Annotated in this window: 13 protein-coding genes; 3 read left to right on the forward strand and 10 right to left on the reverse strand. The window is 46.2% G+C overall.

What is annotated here, in order from left to right; genetic code table 11:
* Nucleotides 1-126: 126 nt before the first annotated feature.
* From BN1938_RS03670 to BN1938_RS03715, 10 genes are all read right to left on the reverse strand, one after another.
* Complete coding sequence (locus tag BN1938_RS03670; protein ID WP_050639302.1) at nt 127-1,188, reverse strand: type IV pilus twitching motility protein PilT; 1,062 nt, start codon at nt 1,186-1,188, stop codon at nt 127-129.
* 60 nt (nt 1,189-1,248) lie between these two features.
* Nucleotides 1,249-1,755, reverse strand: coding sequence for a hypothetical protein (locus BN1938_RS03675; RefSeq protein ID WP_050639303.1), 507 nt, complete (start codon nt 1,753-1,755; stop codon nt 1,249-1,251).
* A complete protein-coding gene (locus BN1938_RS23835; RefSeq protein WP_050639304.1) occupies nt 1,752-2,207 on the reverse strand; it encodes a type IV pilus modification PilV family protein in 456 nt (151 codons plus the stop codon). The genes BN1938_RS03675 and BN1938_RS23835 overlap by 4 nt, the downstream gene beginning before the upstream one ends.
* Nucleotides 2,208-2,228: 21 nt before the next feature.
* Nucleotides 2,229-2,720 carry a DUF4860 domain-containing protein gene (locus BN1938_RS03685; RefSeq protein ID WP_050639305.1) on the reverse strand — a complete coding sequence of 164 codons (492 nt, stop codon included), beginning with the start codon at nt 2,718-2,720 and terminating at the stop codon, nt 2,229-2,231.
* A gap of 2 nt (nt 2,721-2,722) precedes the next feature.
* Nucleotides 2,723-3,052, reverse strand: coding sequence for a hypothetical protein (locus BN1938_RS03690; RefSeq protein WP_050639306.1), 330 nt, complete (start codon nt 3,050-3,052; stop codon nt 2,723-2,725).
* A 12-nt stretch (nt 3,053-3,064) separates the two neighbouring features.
* Complete coding sequence (locus tag BN1938_RS03695) at nt 3,065-4,117, reverse strand: type II secretion system F family protein (protein WP_050639307.1); 1,053 nt, start codon at nt 4,115-4,117, stop codon at nt 3,065-3,067.
* Between the two features lie 129 nt (nt 4,118-4,246).
* A complete protein-coding gene (locus BN1938_RS03700; RefSeq protein WP_050639308.1) occupies nt 4,247-5,182 on the reverse strand; it encodes a transglutaminase-like domain-containing protein in 936 nt (311 codons plus the stop codon).
* A 30-nt stretch (nt 5,183-5,212) separates the two neighbouring features.
* Nucleotides 5,213-5,938 carry a hypothetical protein gene (locus tag BN1938_RS03705; RefSeq protein WP_050639309.1) on the reverse strand — a complete coding sequence of 242 codons (726 nt, stop codon included), beginning with the start codon at nt 5,936-5,938 and terminating at the stop codon, nt 5,213-5,215.
* Between the two features lie 16 nt (nt 5,939-5,954).
* The gene (locus tag BN1938_RS03710; protein WP_050639310.1) at nt 5,955-6,524 is read right to left on the reverse strand and encodes an RNA polymerase sigma factor; all 570 of its coding nucleotides are present in this window, start codon (nt 6,522-6,524) and stop codon (nt 5,955-5,957) included.
* Nucleotides 6,525-6,566: 42 nt separating this feature from the next.
* The gene (locus BN1938_RS03715) at nt 6,567-7,253 is read right to left on the reverse strand and encodes a GGDEF domain-containing protein (RefSeq protein WP_050639311.1); all 687 of its coding nucleotides are present in this window, start codon (nt 7,251-7,253) and stop codon (nt 6,567-6,569) included.
* A 377-nt stretch (nt 7,254-7,630) separates the two neighbouring features.
* Here BN1938_RS03715 and BN1938_RS23840 point away from each other — a divergent pair, with 377 nt between their 5' ends.
* The 3 genes from BN1938_RS23840 (at nt 7,631) to BN1938_RS03725 (ending at nt 23,737) form a co-directional block, all read left to right on the forward strand.
* Entirely contained in the window at nt 7,631-8,737 is a 1,107-nt protein-coding gene (locus BN1938_RS23840; RefSeq protein WP_242843796.1) for a hypothetical protein, read from the forward strand.
* Between the two features lie 367 nt (nt 8,738-9,104).
* Nucleotides 9,105-23,489 carry a DUF7507 domain-containing protein gene (locus BN1938_RS03720; protein WP_242843806.1) on the forward strand — a complete coding sequence of 4,795 codons (14,385 nt, stop codon included), beginning with the start codon at nt 9,105-9,107 and terminating at the stop codon, nt 23,487-23,489.
* A gap of 35 nt (nt 23,490-23,524) precedes the next feature.
* Nucleotides 23,525-23,737, forward strand: a complete 213-nt coding sequence (locus BN1938_RS03725) for a hypothetical protein (RefSeq protein ID WP_050639313.1) — start codon at nt 23,525-23,527, stop codon at nt 23,735-23,737.
* Nucleotides 23,738-23,790: the final 53 nt, after the last annotated feature.

Genomic DNA, 23,790 nt, shown 5'->3' on the forward strand with positions numbered 1-23,790 from the left:
GCTTTTCGCAGGAAAGCGTGTCTTATTTATCTATATTACAATATTTCGCAAAGGGGTCAGACCCCTTTTATACATTGTTCCGCAGCTGGCTGAGGATCCGCGCGCAGGGCATGAGTTACGGGGGGCCTATGGGGTTAATTTTTTCCCCAGCATCTCCGGATTCGAAGCATAAGTCAGTGCAGTATCCCGGGATATTAATCCATCTTTATAAAGCTTCAGCAGACTTGTATCCATTGAAACCATATCTTCCTTAACAGAACTATAAATAATTCCATCGATCTGATGCACCTTATTATCCCGGATCATGTTCCGGATCGCCGGTGTAACGGTCATTATCTCGAATGCCGGCACTACTTTTCCATCCACCGTAGGAACCAGCTGCTGAGACACGACGGCATTGAGCACCATGGAAAGCTGCACAGCGATCTGCCTCTGTTGATTCGACGGAAATACATCGATAATACGGTCGATGGTATTCGCGGCGCCGATGGTGTGCAGGGTAGAGAAGAGCAGATGCCCTGTCTCTGCGGCGGTCATGGCAACGTTGATCGTCTCGTAGTCGCGCATTTCCCCAAGCAGGATCACATCGGGGCTTTGGCGGAGCGCAGCGCGCAGGGCGGTGACGTAATTGTCTGTATCCACGTTAATCTCGCGCTGGCTGACAATGCTGCGGTTGTGGCGGTGCAGGAATTCCAGCGGATCCTCCAGGGTGATGATGTGCTCATCCCTTGTCTTGTTGATCTGATCAATGATGCAGGCGAGCGTGGTAGACTTGCCGCTCCCGGCGGGGCCGGTGACAAGAACCATGCCTTTGCCGCTGCTGCCGAGCTGGATGATATAATCCGGAAGCCCAAGCTCTTTAGGATCCGGCAGGGTGAATGTGATGACGCGGATGACCGCGGAGAGCGCACCTCTCTGTTTATAAGCGCTGACACGGAAGCGGGAAACGCCCTGGATGGCAAAGGAAAAGTCATCATCCCCGTGCTTGTGGAGCTGGCTGATATCCCGGTTGTCTGCCAGGCGGTATATCTCCACCAGCAAACTTTCCGTATCCGGGGGGAGCAGCCTGTCTTCATATATACGGTTGATGACACCGTTCTTCCGGCAGGAGACGGGCAGCCCGGCTACGATAAAAATATCGGATGCACCATTGGCCACAGCCTGTTCCAGTATTGTTTTTGCGTCCATAGATCTATTCTCCTTTAATTCGTAACAGTTCAGGCGGAGCCGACGGTTACTTCAATTCCACTATTTAATGAGTTTTAACGTATTATCACCATTCCATTCCGCCTGGGAAACGACTTTCCACTGTGTAACCCGGTAGAAGCCGTCTTCTTCGTCGGCAGGCAGCAGTTCCAGAACCACAGATAAAAATTGTTTGTCATTAACAGGCACCTGGTAAGACACGGAAGGTTTTTTAGCAGAAATGTTCACCTCCAGCACAACATCATCGGTATCCACAACCGGCGTCAGTGCAGAGAGATTTTTTTCTACTGTTGAATAATAAGTTCCGGGGGCATCTTTGTAAGCCTCCGCAAGAACGGTATCAATCTGATCCAGTATGGTTTCGGCCTGGCTCGAAGCCCTGTAATAGTCGGTTTTGCGTTCCGCCAGCCTGCTGCTGAAGCCGTAGTCGCTGCGGGCGCTGGAAAGAGACAGTGTCGCAAATGTTACCAGGCACAGTACCAGAAAAATAACCAGCAGCAAGGAGGAACCGATATTTACAACGGGGGAATGTTTTTTATTTCCATTCATGATTTATCCCTCCTTTGCAGATGATGGGAGTTATCCAGTGAATAGATGACCTTCCCGTCGGTTTGTCTCTTCATGTTTATTTCGGCGTGAAGCATAAAATCTTCCTGGGAAAGGGCTATATCCAGAGTGTAGGCAGCATCATTCTGTCCGGTACGGGAAAAGCTCTTATCATAAAAAATTGTCACCTTCTCCATACCGATGACTTCTGAATCCGGATATTCCGAACAAATCAAATCGATTGCTGACTGCTGATCCGAAGAGGCATTCATAAGTTCCGCAATGCTGGATACTTCATTAGCGGAAACCTGGAGTTCACGCGATTCCTGGCTCAGCAGATGTGATTTTACAAAAAATTGTACGCAAACGGCACTTGCAATTGAGAAAAACAAGATTGCAAGAATCAGTTCCAAGAGGAACAGACTGGAAGATTTGGCCCGGTTTCTGCGTGTCATAGTGCTCTCCTTTACTGTATATTACTGTGCTTCGGTGCTTCTTGCCGTTACGACAGAGGTGGCATTCTGCCCCGCATCATCTGTACAGGTGAAGCGGAAGGTATGATCACTTACGGCCTCCATCTCAAAGGACTTTACCTGCAGGATCTGCCTGCCCCGGGAGGCATCAGCCTTTACGCCTTCTTTTACAAACAGCTCTTTTAACTCATGTTCATCGGTGTAAATATAAGTAAAATAGGATGCCCCGTCGTATTCCTGCTCCAGGATAAGCGCATCCAGCCCGTCAAATGTCCCCAGTGAAACACTCCCGTTCTCATCACTCTGATGGATCTTTTCGCTGATATAGGACAGTGATGTGCCGGCCGTATAATTCAGAGACGAATGTTCGGTGGCAGAGCGATATATATTGGTGGCAAGAAGGATGACTGTCAGTGCGGACACTGCAAACACAAAGAACAGCGCCACTGGAAATAAAAAATCAATCATGTGGTTCTTCCGGGTTCGAAAACGCATAGTCAGTCTCCTTTCTCAATGATTGTCACATCGGGCAGGATGTTGGCGCCGACGATTTTATAATCAACAAAAAATCTATCTTCATCATAAGTAATACCATAATGTTCCTTCAGATATTCCAGGCTTTCCGGATAACTGCCCTCCACGGCATAGCAGTAAGTGATACTGCGGTTCAGCGCGTTTTCCAGGCTTTCTTTCTGGCGGCGCACAGAACCGGAGGACAGCGATTCAATGCCCTGATAGAAAAGAAGCACAATCAGCAGAAAAACACAGACTGAAATGATAAACTTCCGATATGTATGCTGTTTTTTCTGATATTCAAAACGTGCCATAAGAACCTCCGTTTAAATACTGGACATGATTCCCATTAGAGGAAGCATGACAGAAAGTAAAATTACGCCGACGATCAGAGAGAGCGCGATGACAAGTGTAGGCTCCAGTACGGCCAGGCTGTTATTCATACGGGTATCAATATCATCCTGATAAAGCCCTGCAATATTGTCCATTACCTGGTCCATAGAACCGGTTTTAGCGCCGATAGAAGCCATTCTGGCATACATTCCGGTTAAAATGCCTGTGCCGTGCAGAGCTTCGGCCAGATCCTGCCCCTCATCGATGAGGCTTTGGCAGGCATCAATTTTTTTCTGAAAATGCACGTCGTCATTCAAGGCGCTGACCAGTTCCATGCTGCGCTCCGGATTCAGTCCGCTGCTAAGCGTGAGTGCCATACCGCTGGCAAACCTGCAGGCAGCAATCTCTTCATAAATAACACGGGTAAACCTAAATTTATAACCAATATTTCGGGACATCTGCTTTCCGCCGGCCGTCCTGGTGCCGAATAGAATCAGGGCCGCAATGACGACCAGAATGACAACAAATACGATAGAATAACGGTTGATAGCATTGCCAATCCCCATGAGCGTCCGGGAAAATCCGGTCATCTCGGTGCCCAGCTGGATAAATACCTGATTGAAGATGGGCATAACCTTCACAAGAAGTACAATAATGACCACCACCATCATACCGGCCATGATAAGCGGATAGGTTACCGCATTTTTAATACTTTTGGCAATGGAGTCCTCCCGGTCGTAATGCTCGCTCAGTGCAGACATGACCTCGTCAAGGGTGCCTGTCTCCTCTCCGATCTGTATCATATGCAGCATATAAGACGGGAAAAGCCCCGTATTCTCAAGCGCCTGATACATACTTCCGGTTTCCTGCATGTGATCCAGAATCGCCTGCAGGATATCTTTTTCATCTGCAGAGGCAGCGTCCTCCAGCATGATTGTAATACCTTCCAGAGAGGAGATGCCCGACTTTAATATCAGGGCAATCTGCCCGCAGAAGGAAGAAACCTCCATATTTGTAAATGGTTTTCCCTGTACTTGCTTCTCCATAGTGTGCCCTCCGTTATTTTCTGAATAGGAATAAACATGATTATTAGCATAAAAGTAACTGTTCAGTACAGGACTGTGCATTTACTGCACAGTCCGTACAAAAACCATGAACAGCCACGAATAAAATTACTAATAAGAATACTTTACTGTGTAATGGCTTCCGTCACCGATGTACTTGCCGACTGCCTTCCTGCTGTTATTTGCGGCAAGAGTCGGATCCATAAGGGACCAGCTTTTGCCGTCAAACTGAATGATCTTATCAACCCAGCCTTTTTCCTTCAGGTAAACGCTTACCCATGCGTGGTATGCTTCCCCCGAATATCCGACTTCCAGCCTTGTCGGAACCGACTGGGAGCGGAGCATGGCGGCCATCAGCGAGGCATAATCGAAACATATGCCCGTTTTATCTTTTAAGGTCTGATCCAGGTTGGGCAGGTAGTCGGTCGGAATGTTTTCCGCTTTCTTATCATCATATACAATATTCTCAATGACGTAATGATACACATTCTGAACATAACTGAGATCATCGGAGGACTTATCAGAAATCTCCCGCCCCAGCTTAACGGCCTGGGAATCCTCTGTAAACCATACGTATTGGTTGGGATAGAGGAAAGGCTTAAACTCATCACTGATATTGACCTCTATATCCTGGGAAAATGCGAGAGCATAGAGGTCGTCCCGGACATTTTCCAGGATATCCAGGTGATAGGAGCCGTTTCCCCCTGTAAGAGGAAATGTTTCATAGGAACCTCCGCCCAGTGTGTAAGTGTAAACAGTTCCGTCAGGTATCGTGATCTGCAGTTTGACCTTAGAGGCGCTGCCGCCGTATTGTACCATAACGTAGCCTTCGCCTGTATTGGATGCATCAATAGAAATAATTTCATTTCCATAAACGACTGAACCCGATGCCTGCGGATTAAGAATCTGGAGCGCGCTCTGCCTTTTTTTACCAGTCGAAGCGGAGGCGCTTGAAATGTCGCCGTTTCCCTTCGAACAGCCGGAAAAAGAGGAGACCGCAATCATAATGAACAGAACTGCACTTAATAACCGTGAACTCTTTCTCATTACATCAGGCCTCCTCTCAGGGTTTCTGTATTATTCCCTGATTGTTAGAATCAGGTGAAGCGTATTGCCGGCCTTGTCCGGCACATAAATATTAAGTGATTTTTCGGGATAATCAAATATGATGTAGTTCCCCTCTTCATCAAAGGAGACGGGTTCTACCTCTTTTCCGTCTATATCCAAAGCAGATATATTATCATAGTCAACGCCGGAGTCGGGATCGGAGAGATACAGATAGATCTGGTCTCCCACCTGCTTGTCAGAAAGAACCATCGGTGAGGTGGTATCCACACCGTTCACCTCACAGGTAATGGAAGCGAACTGGCGGTTTTTTAGGGTAACGGTAACAGTCATGGTTCCATTCAGTGTGGGTTCAATGGAATAGGTCTTGTCGGCCACTTCATATACCGGAACATTGCTGCCGCCTATATTGGCGGTGATCCTGCTGACCGGTATAAATGTATCCACTACCAGTTCGTATGCGGGTTTGCCGTTAATCCCCTGATCCTTGAGGTTCAGGTCTATATCCGGTGCGATAAACATAAGAGGCGTCAGGCAGAAAAACAGCAGGATAATTACGAGGAGGACTTTCTGCAGAAGAAAGCGCTCCCTGCGGTAATTGCTGTACGATGTCAGCACGGAAAGAGGAACAGTATTGGGTTCTACCTCGCATGCGTCAAATATATTTTCAAGCATCTGGCTGGCTAAGGATTCATCCAGCACAGGGCCTTTTGGCTTTTTAAACTTGTCAGTTAACACGGTAAAACTCACCTCCTTAGCGTTCCAGTGTCTGTGCCAGCTTTGTACGTCCGCTGTTAAGATACCTCTTTACAGTACTTCTGCTGACTTCCATCACATCGGCGATGTCTTCCAGCTTCATATTCTGATAATATTTCATGATAATAGCCTGTGATTCGGTAAACGACAGATCCAGAATCTTTTTCATGATATACTCTTGTTCATCTACCCTGATGACCTGTTCTTCCGGATTCGGATGATGCTTCATATGGCGCTTATTTCCCTTCATGTCTTCCTTGGCATAGACGGACAGTTCCTGGTCAAAACGGTTCTGCTTGCGGTGCATATTAAAGCAGACACGAAAATTAATCTGATTGAGCCAGGAAATAAAAAGCTTGGAATCCCGAAGCGTATAGAGATTCTTCAGTGCAAGGATATAAGTCTCCTGGAGGGCGTCCTGCGCAAGATATTCATCCTTCAGATAATTATATGCGAACCTGTATTCTTTTTGATAGGTGGCAGCATATAATTCGGCAAAGGCATCGCTGTCACCGGTACGGGCGCGGCTGACCAGGGTCGATATATAATCATAATCTAATTCTGCCATCTATTCACCTACTTCCTATTTTTAGTCACAAAACATTAAAATTTAAGCGTTGTATATCCGCTTATTTGCAAGTGCGATCAGATCTGTAATCGTATTGGCTCCGCTTCCTTCATTGAAAGCGCGGCCGTATTTGTATGTAATAGGATGTGTTCCCGATCCCGAATTGTGTGAATCGACCTTTGTATAAACACGCTCCAGGAAATTATCAAGTTTCTCATTGCTTCCATTCTCAAACAAAGCCATAAATTTATTTCCTCCATTACGGCCAATAAAACAAAGGTCTACAGAAGCCATCTTGAGGATATTAGAGAAATCTTTTATCAGAGCATTTCCTTCAGCGTGTCCATACAGGCGGTTAATATCACCCACATTTGTAAGGTCGAACATGATGCAGCCAATATCTGAAGGCAGCGGCTGGTCAAGATATTTCTCAATCAACGCGTCACAGCTGAAACGGTTTGGTATACCGGAAAGAGGGTCTGAATGTACGGCAAAGTCCAGATCCCGGTAATCCCTCTTAAAGGATGAGAAAAAGTTAAAGTCAAGAAACAGAAATAAGAAAGACAAACCGAGTACAGCCCATAACAGGCCGCAGATAAGCCGGATGGACGGGTTAGTGGCTATATATTGATATACCTCAGGATCCATCATAATCTTGTATATGCAGAACCCGGTCAAAAAGACATAGATGATCAGTTGTATTGTTTTGAAAATATCTAGTTTTTTCATAAAATAAAGCCTCCTTATTCCTTTGGATAATATCCCGGAACCTCCCGTTACTAATACTGAAAATCTTCAGTAAACATTATAAGTATATCATATTATAAGAAATATACCTATATTTTTTCAAGTTATAATTTGTGTACATCATAGTTATGCTATAAAATTGCACAAGTATTTAATATGAAGTTAATGCAGATAATATGAAGTTAAGAAAAAAATAAAAAAAGACTAATAAAAATGACCCTTTTCCCCTTATCAGGCCCTCTTTATATATGTAACGTCTAAATCTGCAAGTCCTTAATGTTGAATGGTTCTAGGACAATTCAAGGGATTGGATTTTGGCATATAGATGATTGGAGATTTAAAGAGGAAGGAGAAAGATTATGAAGAAGAATTTTAAACGCTGGCTTGCTCTTCTCTTAGCGGTTGCGATGGTAGCGACAAGTGCCGTGTATTCATCCGGGACGTCTCTCAAAGCCACCGGTGATCCGGAGAATGTGGAGCAGAGTGACCAGCAGAGCGAGCCTCAGACCGGGGATGAGGGAACGGGCAGCGCGGATGCGGCGGCGCCTGACTCGGATGCAGGGACCCAGGAAACTGGTGAGACCGAGTCGAAGCAAGTGATCGAACTGGAAAAACCACAGGGAGATCAGGGAACTTCGGATCAGGAAGCGCAGAATCCGGAGCAGAAAGAGAAGGAAGAAGTCACCCCAGAACAAGGCGGCGAACAGGAACAGACCGGAGATATGCAGGAAGAACCAACGCCACAGAAGTTTAGTGTTGTGTTTCATAAGCCTGCGGTTGAGGGCGGTTCCCTAAAAGTCTGGGAAGATGGAAGCGATAAGAAAGACGCTACATATGATGGAGAAGAGAAATATACAGAGGAAATAACAGAGGGCGCTCTGTTAAATTTCGAGATTACGGTAGATGAAAAGTATTCTATTGAAAAAGTTACGGATCAGAACGGGGCAGAGATCGCTCCTGTATCTGCAGAAGGAAATATCTTTACTTATCAGATGTCCGTTTCTGAGAACAAGGAAATAAATATATTATATAAGGAAGTTTCTCAGAATAAAGAAGAGCCAACTCCTTCGGAAGATAAGAAAGAGGAAACGGAAAATACGGCTGGTGAAGCTAATAATGAAGATGCTGAGCATACAGAGATGCCGGCAGCAAACTTCGAAGGCAGTGCATCTAACGGACTGAACGTTACGGCAACGGTAGACGAGGGGGTATTCCCGGCGGGAACCACCATGAAGGTCACGAGTGTTTCGGACAGCAAAGCAGAGAGCCTGCTGGAGGAAGCATTGGATGATAACCAGAAAGTAGTATCTGCGCAGGCGGTCGATATTATATTCCAGGATGCAGACGGCAACGAGATACAGCCAGGCGGTCGATTTTTTTTTCAAGCAGAAGGCGGCAAACGAGATACAGCCGGCGGACGGCGGCATTGTAAATGTTTCAATCACGGGAGCAAGCGTTGCGGGTGACGAGATTGCTGTTTACCATGTGGATGAGGCAGAGAATGTGGAGAAGGTTGCAGAGGCCGCTTCTACAGGGGCTGAATTTGCTGCAGAAGCATTTTCAATCTATGTTGTCGGCGGATACACAGACGCAGGTCGGTACGAATATTATCGGTATGAGCTGAAAGTAGGAGAGTCTGTCGAGGTATATACAAGTTCTAGTTCAAAAAACAAAAGCTGGAATAGCAGCAATACAGCAGTAGCAGCTGTAACAAAGTTATCCGGCAATAATGGACGGTATGCCCAAATAACGGCAAAAGGTGTAGGAAAGGCAACCATCACCTATAACAATAGCAGCTACGAGAAGTTTTATGTAGAGGTAACGCAGAATAATGTGAAGGTTACATCTATTACAATAAGCGGCAACAATACTGTTAACGTTGGCGAGAGCACCACCTTAACTGCAACGGTACGTCCCAATGATGCAGCAAATAAAAACGTGACATGGAAGTCTTCGAATACGGGTGTTGCCACTGTTAATAGTTCAGGCAGGGTGACGGGGGTCAATGTTGGTACGGCTAAGATCACCGCTACTGCAGCCGATGGTAGTGGAGTGAAAGATGAGTTTACCATACAGGTTGGCCGGGCAGTAAGCTCTCAGACCGCATATTTTTATATTCAGCGGCCGGAACAGGATCCGGGAAATTTAAAAGATGATGCATGGCTTTATGTTGGAACAGGTTCAATTGATACTGCAGGACTAAACCTTCAGGCGGGAAAAGGTCAGTTTGCTTTAAATATTGCGGACCGTATACTTTCTTATCCGAATGAAGCAACGATCAAATCAAGGATTGCAGCTCTTTATGGTGTAGATGTAAGTGCAGTTGCCATTGAATATAGCCCTTATAAAATCACCTACCCGATGGGTTGGGTGGATGAGAATGGCACAGGCCATGATGGGGGAAGAGCTTGTTATCATGTAGACATGACAGTTTCTATTACTACAAAAGAAAAGGCAAGTGCAACCTATCACCTTTGGGATTATAATTCAACCGGATTCACACCTGTTGAAAGTTCCATGGTATATATTGGAGAAACGACAAGTCCAAAGTCAGGTAATTATCCTGCTACCAAGAAGGACGCTTACGGGAATGTATATACGTTTGACGGCTGGTATACAAATGCAGGTTTAACAGGCGAGAAGGTAGTTTTTCCATACACTGTTAATTCCGCTGTGAATTTCTACGCGAAATATGTGCCAAAGAATACGTTCAAAGTTACTTATGACGGTAACGGCAATACGGGAGGGACGGTTCCTACAGATGCGGCATCCTATTTGAGCGGGAATCAAGTTACTATTAAGCGCGGAACACCGGAAAAGAACGGTTATACATTTGAAGGCTGGGAATATGACGGGGACGTATATACACAGGGGCAGACATTTACGATGCCGGCATCCAGTGTAATTCTCAAAGCAAAATGGGCGCCAAAATCCGATGTGGGTTATACCGTACATTACTATCTGCAAGGGTCTGCGGTTAAGGTGAGAGATGACAAAGTAGTTGACGGGCAGACCTTTGATTCAGAAGTAACGGAGAATGCGGTAAACATTACTGGTTATACCGCAGTGGCTCCTACAGAAAAGACAATTAAGTTAGATGCATATGATAAGGAAATTGCGTTCTATTATACTGCAAACAAAGATGTAAGTTATACAGTGCACTATTATCTGCAGGACACAGAAAACAGCCTTGCACCTGATAAGACGGTCGATAACCAGGAATTTAATAAGGTAATAACAGAGACAGCAAAAACGATTCAGGGTTATGACCTCGTTGGCGATAAGACACAAACATTCAGATTAGATGAGTATAATAAGGAAATCGTGTTCTATTATACTGCTGGAACAGAGACGCCATATCAGATAGAGTACTATCAGCAGAATGTGAACAACGATGACTATACGAGGGTAGAGACGGTAAGAAAAACCGGAACCACGGGAACAATAGCAGCAGCGGAAGAGAAGTCCTACACCGGGTTTAAACTGAATAAAGATGCAGCGGATACAGTAGCAGAGGGAACAATTGCTGCAGACGGCAGTCTTATATTGAAGCTCTTCTATGACAGGAACCAGTATAAGGTAACTTACGAATATACCGGTACTGTTCCTGAGGGAGCAACAGCACTTCCGGAAGAAGCGACTTATAAATTCGGCGCTCAGGTAACCGTAGCAGAGGCTGCTTCAGCACCGGGCTACACATTCAGCGGATGGAACAAAAACGGCACATTTACAATGCCGGCAGAGGATGTTTTAATCCAGGGTTCGTTCACTGCAAATACAAATACAGAATATATCGTACAGCACTATTGGCAGAACATTGACAATGATGAATATACTTTGCATGAGACAGAGAACCTGACAGGAACAACAGGCGTCGAAGTAACTGCAGAGCCTAAGAGCTATACCGGCTTTACATTTGACAACACCGTAGATGGCACAGTTGAAAAAGGCACAGTAAGAGGCGACGGCAAGCTTGAGTTGAGATTATACTATACAAGGAACAGCTACCCTGTAGAATATTCCTATGTATATAAAGTCCCGGACGGCGCAAGCGAACTGCCGGCAAAGGCATCTTACAAATACGGAGCTACCGTTAAGACCGCAGAGGCGGCAACAGCGCCTGGGTATACTTTCCGTGGCTGGGATAAAGAGGCTGAGTTCATAATGCCGGCTGGACCGGTTTATATTCATGGCTACTTTACTGCTGACACCGATACGAAATACACTGTGATTCATTATAAAGAAAAACTTGAAGGCAAATATGAAGTAGCTGATACAGAGAATTTGACCGGAGTTACAGACGAAGAAGCACTAGCAATTGCAAAAAGCTATCCGGGCTTTACGTGGGATCCGGAAGTAGCAGGAACCAAAGTGACTGGTATAATCGAAGCAGATGGAACGCTTGAGTTAAGACTTTACTATAACCGTAATATACATGCTGTAACATACGGCTATGAGGGGGTAGTTCCGGATGGCGCAAGTGACCTTCCTGCTTCAAGAGACTATAAGTTTGGCGAAGTTGTCAATATTGCAGGACCGGCCTCAGCGCCAGGATATGATTTCAGCGGATGGAGCCTGACAGAAGGCTTCACTATGCCGGATAAGAACGTAGAGATCAAGGGACATTTTACTGCAAGAAACGATACAATTTATACGGTAGAGCATTATCTGCAGGATCTGGACGGCAACAGCTATACCCGGGAAGAAGCAAAAGAATGGACCGGAATTACAGGGGCTACTGCTACCGCAAAGCCGAATACCTATAAGGGCTTTACTTTTGACGGCAGCGTGGAAGGCACAGTTCAGACAGGAACGATCACCGGAGACGGCAAGCTTGTATTGAAATTGTTCTATACCCGCAACAGCCATACGGTAACCTATAATTATGAAGGCAAGGTTCCTACAGGAGCAACGGCGCTGCCTTCAGCAGAAACATACAAATATGGCGAACAAGTGAAAGTGACGGACGCGGCAACAGCGCCGGATTATATATTCAGCGGATGGAATAAGAGCGATTTTGCAATGCCGGACGAGGATGTGGAAATCACCGGAAGCTGGAGCAGAGACTTCAGAACGATTTCCGTTGCGCCATATCATGAGATATACGATGGTGAAAGCCACGGAGTTACAGTAACCGGAACCGTTGAGGGAGATATGATTGAATATTCCACAGACGGAGAAAACTTCGATTCTGAAGAACTTCTCTATAAAGATGTTGTAAAAGATGACAAGGGAGAGGTTACAAGCTATCCGGTATACGTAAGGGTGAAAAATGGGGATGAATATTCTTCCATCATGGAATCCTATGTTAAGATCACCCCGGCAACGCTGACAGTACAGACCAATAACGGCTGGAAGGTTTATGACGGTGAACCTTTAGTTGGAACCGGTAGTATATCCGGTTTTGTAAATGGTGAGGAAGCAGAATTTATAGTAACCGGTCAGTTGACAGATGTAGACATAATTCCGAACACCTATGAGATTAAGTGGGAGGGAGCGACAGCGCTGATTGATAACTATGTAATCTCTGAGACGCTTGGTAAATTGGAAGTTGTTCATAATACACAGAAGATCACAGTCACAACAAAGGGAGACACATACACTTACGATGGAACCAAACATGGTGCGGAGGTCACGGTATCTACACCACTGCCAAAAGGTTACGAAGTGAAGAAAGCAGTATCCAACACAAGCGTAAAAGACGTCACAACGGATCCGGTTGAGGTTACATGCGATGAACTGATTATCGTAAATGCCGCAGGAGAAGATGTAACGAAGGATCTTAACATCGAATACGTGGACGGCACGATTACCGTAAATCCTGCAACACTGTATGTACACACCTATGAGGCGGAGAAAGTATACGACGGTACAGCCCTATTGGGAGACGGGAAGATTGAAGGCTTTGTCAAAGGAGAGACAGCGGACTTCAAAGTAACCGGATCACAGACAAAGGTAGGGCACAGTAAAAACACATATAAGATTGAGTGGAACGGTAATGCGAAAGAGAGTAACTATGTAGTTGTAGAAACACTTAAATTCCTGTATGTGAAAGAGTATGCCGAGGAAATCGTTGTAACTACAAAGGGTGGAACCCACGAATATACAGGCAAACCATTTGGGGCCGAGGTAACCGTATTCGATCTGCCGAAGGGATATCATTTAGAGGAAGCAGTATCCTATGCGACAGCAACCCATGTCGCAGACGGAGCCGTAGAGGCAGGCTGTGACAAACTGGTTATTAAGAACGATGACGGAGAAGATGTAACGGGCAATTTGGTAATTAAATATGTAAACGACACGATTGTCATTACCCCTGCAACATTGGATATAGTAACCTTTACTGATCAGAAGGTATACGACGGAACAGCTCTTATAGGAGACGGTGAAATCAAAGGTCTTGTAAACGATGAAACAGTCGGATTTAAAGTAACCGGAAGCCAGACAAAAGTAGGTACCAGTGATAACGAGTACGAACTAGAATGGAGCGGGACAGCAGTCGAAACAGATTATGCAATCCATGAGAGCATCGGCCAGCTGACAGTATCCGAATCCAAAGAAGAAATTGTAGTAACAACAACAGGTGGAACCTACACATATTCAGGGGAACCACATGGTGCAGAGGTAATCGTATCTGATCTGCCGGAGGGTTATACTCTGGAGACCGCAGAATCCAATGCAGCAGTTACAGATGTAACTGCAGAACCGGTTACGGCAACCTGTAACAATTTGGTTATCAGAAATGCAGAGGGAGAAGATGTAACATCCAGTCTGAATATTAAATATGTGGACGGACAAATTACAGTAGAACCGGCAACTCTGACAATTGTAACGGAATCTGCAAAAAGGGAGTATAATGGCAAACCACTGACGGCAAACGGAAGTATTACTGGTTTTGTTCACGATGAGGACGCAACCTTTACCGTAATTGGAAGCCGTACTGAAGTAGGAACAAGCAAGAATACCTATGAGCTGGTATGGAATGGTTCCGCTAAAGAAAGCAACTATGTAATCAAAGACACTATTGGGGAACTGACCATTGAAGAGAGCACTGCTGAGATTGTGGTAACAACCACAGGAGGAGACTTCACTTATACAGGAACTCCTCATAAAGCAATGGTATCAGTATCGACACTTCCTGAGGGTTACAAACTGATAACCGCGGAATCCAATGATAGTGCCAAAGATGTTACAACAGAGGCAGTAGAGGCGAACTGTGATACTCTAGTTATTCATAATGCAGAAGGCAAAGATGTAACAGAAAAGCTGAATATCAAGTATATCAATGACAAGATAACCGTAAAACCTGCAGTTTTGAGGGTTGTGACACAAGGTGCATCCAAAGAGTATGACGGAACACCACTGACAGCAGATGGAGAGATGACCGGTCTGGTAAACAATGAGACAGCTAAGTTGAGTGTAACCGGAAGTCAGACGAAGGTGGGCAAGAGCGATAACACCTATAAGATTGAATGGAACGGAACGGCTAAAGAGAGCAACTACGAGATTCAGGACACGATCGGGAAATTGATTGTTGAAGAGTCGACAGCAGAGATTTTAGTAACTACAGCCGGCGGCGATTTCACTTATACAGGTGAACCGCATGGTGCAGAAGTTACTGTTTCCAATCTGCCAAAGGGGTATAAAGTAGTAACAGCCGAATCCAGTGCAAGTGCAACGAATGTAACAAAAGAAGCTGTAACAGCAACTTGTGATAAACTGGTTATCTATAATGCAGAGGGAGAGGATGTCACCGATAAACTGAACATTAAACTTGTAGACGGTGAAATCAATGTAGAACCTGCAACGCTGAAAGTGGTTACAAACAATGCTGATAAGCCTTATGACGGCACGCCGCTGACAGCAGAAGGAATGATTACAGGCTTTGTCGAAGGTGAAACAGCAACATTAAAAACAACCGGATCACAGACGAAAGTAGGATACAGCGATAATACTTACGAGATCATATGGGACGGAACTGCAGATAAGGATAACTACAAGATTGAGGAGTTCCTGGGATTGCTGGAGGTATACGAAAATACTGCCGAGATCGTAGTAACGACAAAAGGTGATATCTATACCTACACCGGAACACCACATGGAGCAACCGTAGAAGTATCAGAACTTCCGACCGGCTATGAATTAGAATCAGCCGTATCTGATGCAGCAGTAACAGATGTTACCGAAGAACCTGTAAAGGCAGGCTGTGACAAATTAGTCATCAGAAATGCAAGCGGGGATGATGTTACAAAGAATCTGAATATCACATATATTGACGGTGAGATTACAGTCGTGCCGGCAACACTGACAGTAGTAACTGAGGGTAAGGAGAAGGTTTACGATGGTGAGCCGCTGACAGCACCGGGGAAGATTGATGGATTTGTAAATAATGAGACCGCAGAGTTCCGCGTGACAGGAAGCCAGACGGCAGTCGGAGACAGTCTGAACAGCTTTGAGATCATCTGGAATAAAACGGCAAAAGAAAGCAACTATACCATCGAGAAAGAACTGGGAACACTGTTAGTAAAAGAGTATGAAGACAGCATCGTAGTCACAACTACGGGAGGCAGCTTTACTTATACAGGTAAGCCTCACAAAGCAACTGTCACAGTATCTGATCTGCCGCAAGGCTATACATTAGAAACAGCCGAATCCAGCGCAAGCGTAACAGATGTTGCGGACGGTACAGTAACAGCCACCTGTGATAAGCTGGTCATCAGAAATAAGCAGGGAGAGGATGTAACCAAACAGCTGAAGATTCAGTATGTCAATGATGATATCAAGGTTACTCCGGCCAAACTGACAGTGAAGACAGAATCAGCCAATGGCGTTTATAACGGCCAGCCGCTGACTGCAGAGGGAAGTATTGAAGGATTTGTAAATGATGAAACCGCAGACTTCCAGGTAACCGGAAGTCAGACGAAAGTCGGACATAGCCTGAATACTTATGAAATTAATTGGAACGATACTGCCAAAAAAGACAACTACGAGATCAAAGAAGATATCGGATTACTGACAGTAAGTGAATACAAAGAAGAGATCGTAGTCACAACAACAGGCGGAAGCTTCCCTTATACCGGTAAAGCCCACGGAGCAACAGTTTCCGTATCCGACTTGCCGGATGGCTATGAGCTTGAAAAGGCAGAGTCCAGTGCAAGCGCAACAGATGTAACGTCAGAAGCAGTAACCGCGTCTTGCGACACGCTGATTATCAGAAATGCGCAGGGTGAAGATGTAACAGAACGTCTGAAAATCCGCTATGAAAATGGCTCTATTACAGTAACCCCGGCAAAATTGACGGTGGTTACGCAGACTGCAAATAAGGTATATAACGGAACACCGTTGACAGCAGGCGGAAGTATTGACGGATTTGTTGAGGGCGAGACCGCAACCTTTACCGTAACCGGAAGCCAGACAGAAGTTGGTTATAGTCCGAATACCTATCATATTGAGTGGGATAAAACCGCAAAGGCCAAAAACTATGAGATCGACGAATCCGTTGGAGAACTGACTGTAACAGAAAATAAAGCAGAGATCGTAGTAACCACCCAAGGCGGAACCTTCACCTATACAGGAACCGAACACACGGCAGATGTAACCGTATCCGATCTTCCTGACGGATACGAATTAGAAAAGGCCGAATCCAGTGCAAGCGTTACAGATGTAACGGATAGCCCGGTTTCAGCAACATGCGATACTCTCATCATTAGAAATAAGCAGGGAGTCGATGTAACTTCGAGACTGAATATCAGCTATGTGGATGGTGAGATCATCGTAGAACCGGCAGTGCTGACCGTTAAGACAGAACGCGCGGAGAGAGTATACAACGGAGAGCCGCTTACAGCCGGAGGAACAATTGAAGGATTTGTAAACAACGAAACCGCAGACTTCCAGGTAACCGGAAGCCAGACAGAGGTCGGAGTAAGCGATAACACCTACGTGATCAACTGGAATGGCACGGCCAAAGAAAAGAATTACAAAATCAATGAAACTGTAGAAAAACTGATTGTAAAAGAAAACGCAGAACAAATCGTAGTAACAGTGACAGGCGGCACCTTCACCTATACAGGCTCGCCTCACAAAGCAACTGTATCCGTATCTGACCTGCCGGACGGCTATACATTAGAGACAGCCGAATCCAGCGCAGCAGTAACTGACGTAGAGGACGGAACAGTAACAGCAACTTGCGATACACTGGTAATCAGAAACGCACAGGGTGAGGATGTAACGGATAAGCTGAACATTATAATCGTTACAGACACAATCGCAGTGGCTCCGGCGGAACTGATAGTTGTTACAGACGGCGCAGAAAAGGTATATGATGCGAAGCCTTTGACAGCCGGCGGTACAATCAACGGCCTGATAAATGAAGAAACAGCAACATTAAAATTAACCGGAAGCCAGACAAATGCCGGAACAAGCGATAATACCTATGAGATCGTTTGGGACGGAACCGCAAAACAGAGCAACTATATTGTTAACGCAGCAGAGTCCCAAATTGGAGTATTGGATGTTCAAAAACGTCCGATTCTGATTACGGCGGCAAGCGCTGATAAGACCTATGACGGAACAGCACTGGTTAAGGCAGTCAGTACAGCCGGACTTGGACAGTTATTACCACTGCATACTTACACGGCAAATGTGGAAGGCAGTCAGACATACGTAGGCACAAGTGACAATATCGTTAAGGATGCCGAAATTGTTACGCTTCTGGGCAGAGATGATGTAACACCGAACTACGCCATTTCCTATGCAAAAGGCAAATTGACTGTAACGGATCAATCAGTAGATGTTGATGACGTAGTCACCAAGACACATGATGATAATAAGACCTATAAGCTAGGAGATACCGTAACATTCGATATCTCAGTCAAGAACATCTATGATGAAGCCAAGACAATTACCATCATAGAGCAGGATGGCGTAACCATCACCGGAAATGACGTATTCGAAGATGTAGCGCCAGGTGAAGTAGTAACAACGACTGCCACCTACACAGTAACAGAAGAAGACATCCTGAACGGAAGCTTTACAAATACCGTTACAGCGAAGTTTTCAGACGAAAACAAAGATTACGAGAAGGACGACACGGTTGACAAATTTGAAGATCCAGCCGGCCATCTGACCGTAACAAAGGAAACAACAAGCAAGCCCGCAAACGGCAAAACATACGCCCTTGGCGAAACAATCATTTACAAGGTTGTGGCAGTCAACGACGGAAATCTGACGCTGAACAGCGTGGTAGTAACAGATGAGCTGACCGGCGATGAATGGACAGTAGGAACACTGCAGCCGGGACAGAGCAGCGAAGCTTTCAAAGCTGAATACACCGTAACAGAGGAAGACATCCTGAAGGGCACAGTGCTTAATGAAGCTACGGCAGCAGGCAAGAGTACAGATCCTGAGAATCCAAATCCGGAGATCGTACCTGGCAATACCGAAGACCCGACAGATCATCCGAACGGCCATCTGACCGTAACAAAAGAAACAACAAGTACACCGGCAAACGGGGAAGCATACGCTCTTGGCGAAACGATCACCTATAAGATCACAGCCGCCAATGACGGCAACCTGACGCTGAAGAATGTAGTTGTAACAGATGAACTGACCGGAGACGAGTGGACCATAGATTCACTTGCGCCAGGACAGAGCAGCGAAGCATTTACAGCGAGCCTCAAAGTAACGCAGAAAGATATTCTGAACGGTTCCGTAGTAAACGAAGCGACAGCAGCGGGCAAGAGCCCGGATCCTGATAAACCGGACCCGGGAGTAGAACCTGGTGAGACAGAGGATCCGACAGTAGATCCGAACGGCCACCTGACCGTAACTAAAGAAACAACAAGTACACCAGAAAACGGAGCAGCATATGCTCTTGGAGAAACAATCACTTACAAGGTTACAGCAACCAATGACGGAAACCTGACCTTGAAAAATGTAGTGGTAACGGATGAGCTGACCGGAGACAAGTGGACAATTGAGTCCCTGAAACCGGGAGAAAGCAGTGAAGCATTTACCGCAGAATACAAAGTAACAGAGCAGGATATTCTCAAAGGAAGCGTACTCAATGTAGCAACAGCGAAGGGGGAAAGCCCAGATCCTGATAAACCGGATCCGGGAGTAGATCCTGGTGAAAAGGAAGATCCGACAGAGACCCAGCAGCCGAGCCTGTTTATAGAAAAAATAGCGGCACCTGCACCAAATGGCGGATATGCCCTCGGCGATACCATTCCTTATACCATTAAGGTTGTGAACAATGGAAATGTAACCATAAGCGATATTACAGTAACAGATGATCTGACAGGAAATCAGTGGACAATTGGCAGCCTTGAACCTAATGCTGAGAAATCATATTCTACAGAGTATGTTGTAACAGAAAAAGACATCATGGCAGGCAAGGTTGTTAATGTAGCGGCAGCCGAAGGAACAGCTCCTGACGAAAGTAAAGTAGGAAAAGAAGATACGGAGACAACGGTGACAGAAAACTCTAATCCGCATCTGAGCGTTTCAAAAGAGACAACAAGCAAGCCGGCTAACGGAGAAGCATATGCTCTTGGCGAAACCATCACTTATAAGATTACGGCAGTCAACGACGGAAACCTGACGCTGAAGAACATTGTAATTACAGATGAACTGACCGGAGATGAGTGGACAATTGATACACTTGTACCGGGACAGAGCAGTGAAGCATTTACCGCAAGGCATAAGGTAACAGAGAAGGATATTCTGAAAGGATCTGTATTGAATGAAGCCGCAGCGTCCGCAGAGAGTCCAGATCCGGAGAATCCGGATCCGGGAATCGTACCTGGCGAAACAGAAGATCCGACAGTAGATCCGGCAGGCCATCTGACCGTATCAAAAGAAACGACAAGTACACCGGCAAATGGAGCAGCATATGATCTTGGCGAGACGATTACTTACAAGATTATCGCAGCGAATGACGGAAATCTGACTCTGAATCATGTAGTAGTAACAGACGAACTGACCGGAGATGAGTGGACAGTTGGAACACTTGCACCGGGACAGAGCAGTGAAGTATTCACTGCAAGCTACAAAGTAACAGAGCAGGATATCCTCAACGGCAGGGTACTTAATGTAGCAACAGCCGCCGGCGAAAGTCCTGATCCGGAAAATCCGGAACCGGGAGTAGACCCAGGCGAAAAAGAAGATCCAACAGCATCACAGCAGCCGAGCCTGTTTGTAGAAAAGACAGCGGCTGTAAAAGAGAGCGGTGCGTATGGCCTTGGCGATACCATTCCTTATATGATTAAGGTGGTTAACAATGGGAATGTGACCGTAACAGATATTACAGTAACCGACGATCTTACAGGAAACGAATGGACCATCGACCAGCTTGAACCTGGTGCATACGAGGAGTATCAGGCTGAGTATACCGTTACCGAAGCAGATGTTATGGCTGGCAAGGTAGTCAATGTGGCAACTGCAGAGGGTACAGATCCTGAAGGAGAAAAGGTAAGCAAGGAAGATACGGAGACCGTAGAAACAGAGATTTCTAATCCGCATCTGACCGTTGTCAAAGAGACAACGAGTGCACCTGCGAACGGAGAGTCTTATGTTCTGGGTGAGACGATTTCCTACAAGGTTGTCGTGACAAACGATGGAAATCTGACGCTGAAAAATGTAGTAGTAACCGATGAACTGACCGGAGACGAGTGGACCATCGACTCACTGAAACCTGGTGAGAGCAGCGAAGCATTTAACGCGAGCCACAAGGTAACACAGAAGGATATTCTGAAAGGTTCTGTAGTAAATGAAGCAACCGCAGCAGGCGAAAGCCCGGATCCGGATAAACCGGACCCAGGAGTAGACCCGGGAGAGACAGAGGATCCGACCGACAATCCGAACGCACATCTGACCGTAACTAAAGAAACAACAAGTACACCAGAAAACGGAGCGGCATACGCTCTTGGAGAAACAATCACTTACAAGATTGTGGCAGCAAATGACGGAAACCTGACACTGGAAAATGTAGTGGTAACAGACGACCTGACCGGAGACGAGTGGACGATTGATTCCCTGAAACCGGGAGAAAGCAGCGAAGTATTTACCGCAGAATACAAAGTAACAGAGCAGGATATCCTGAACGGAACGGTACTCAACGTAGCAACCGCTAAGGGAGACAGTCCAGATCCGGAAAAACCGGATCCGGGAGTAGATCCGGGCGAGAAGGAAGATCCAACAGTGACTCCGCAGCCAAGCCTGTTTGTAGAAAAGACAGCAGCTGCAGGTCCGGAAGGCGGATTCAGCCTTGGCGATACAGTACCTTACACAATCAAAGTTGTAAACAATGGTAATGTAACAATCAGCGGCATTACAGTAAATGATGATCTGACAGGCGGGCAGTGGACAATTGACAGCCTTGAGCCAAATGGTACGCAGGAGTTTACAACAGACTATGTTGTAACAGAAGCTGACATTCTGGCAGGCCAGGTAGTCAACGTTGCTGCAGCAGGCGGTACGGCTCCTGACGGAAGCGAAGTAACAGGAGAAGGTACGGAGACAATTGTAACAGAGAGCTCCACCCCGCACCTGAGCATTTCCAAGGAGACAACGAGTACACCGGCCAACGGTGAGACTTACGCCCTTGGCGAAACCATCACTTACAGTATTGTTGCAACAAATGACGGTAACCTGACATTAACGAATGTAGTGGTAAGAGATGAACTGACCGGAGATGAGTGGACCATAGATTCACTTGCACCTGGAGCAAGCAGCGAAACATTTACCGCAGAGCACACAGTAACATCAGCGGATATCCTGAATGGCTCAGTTCTCAACGTGGCAACAGCCGGCGGAGAGACTCCGGATCCGGATAAACCAGACCCAGGAGTAGACCCGGGAGAGAAAGAAGACCCGACAGTAGATCCGAATCCAAGTGTAGCAGTAGTTAAGGAAGTTACAAGCACACCGGCTGACGGTGAGGCATACGCACTCGGTGAGACGATCAGTTACAGAATCACCGTAACGAACGACGGCAACATACCGGTTGAAAATATCAGGGTTGAGGATAGTCTGGTAAGTATTACAGAGAATATTATCACAAGCCTTGCACCGGGAGAGAGCAGAGAATTCACATACGAATATACCGTAACAGAAGCCGATATCAGAAACGGCCAGGTAGTTAATACGGCAGCAGCATCCACTGATGATCCGGAAGGGCCTAAGGGAAGCGATGAAGTCGTAACTCCGACAGAGCCGGCAGATGCGGCATATACAGTGAATAAGTCCGTAGTGGAACCGCAGGATGAATACAGGGTTGGCGATACAATCCAGTACCAGATCGCGGTAAGCAACACCGGAAATGTGACACTGCACAACGTAGTTGTAAGTGATAACCTTCAGGGAGCATCCGGCAGCGTAACATTTACAAATGCAGGAGACTACACCGTTGAAGGAAACAAAGCAATAATTAATGAAATTGGCATCGGTGAGACAATAGTACTGAACTGTGAATACCTGATCGTCAGAGAAGATGCAGGAGCATCCATCAGCAACATCGCAAGTGTAAGAACAGATGAAACGGGTGAGACTCCACGTGAAGACGAGACAGAGGAAACACCGGTTGTAAATATCTACAGACTGACCATTCATTATGTAGATGCAGCCGGAACAGCGGTAGCACCGGATTATACCGGCGAATACGAGGTGGGTGCAGCATTCTCCATCGAGTCACCGGCAGTCACAGGCTACACACCGAATTACGCAACCGTAAACAGTGGCGCGGACGGCATGCCGGCAGCGGATGTAGAGGTAACAGTAACCTACACAGCGAATCCAGTCATCGTACCAATCGTACCGCCGGTAACACCGACGACTCCGGCAACTCCGGCAACACCGGCAGCACCAGTAACGCCAGTAACACCGGCAGCGGTAACGCCAACCACACCAACGGCAATTATACCGCCGACACCGACACCTGCAGCACCGATTGACGCTGAACTAACAGAAAACGATGAAGGCGACTATGATTTAACACCAATCCAGGACGAGGAAACACCATTAGCGAAACAGAACCTCGATGACCACGTTTGCTGCATCCTTCACTTCTTACTGATGCTGCTCGCACTGATTGTGCTGGCATTCTACACTAGAAGCATGAAGAAACGGCAGGCAAGAATCTTCGAACTAAGAGAAGAGCTGGAGCTTGAAATGGCGAGAAGAGGCTTAGGCGAAGAGGAAAAGGAAGATGACGCTGAATAATCAAAGCAGCGCAAGACCGAAAAGGAGGGAACCATATGTTGTATAATTTATATCAATTCATACACAACACTTTAGGGTTATGCTTCTGGGATTTACCGGCGCTGCTGGTGGGAATCATCATGATAGTCGTATTCGCAGTGCATAAGCATAATCAGAAGAAACGTCAGAGCAACTTCGAAGATGAGCTGGAAGAAAAAATGAAAGCAATCAAAGAAGGAACAGCGGGCGAGGAGCCCGTGCAGGCATAACAACAAAGGCTGGCGCCGCCGGTTCCATCCGGCGGCGGACAGCACAAAATGAA

The organism is Eubacterium sp. SB2 (assembly GCF_001244405.1).
GTDB classification, from domain to species: domain Bacteria; phylum Bacillota; class Clostridia; order Lachnospirales; family Lachnospiraceae; genus Faecalicatena; species Faecalicatena contortus_B.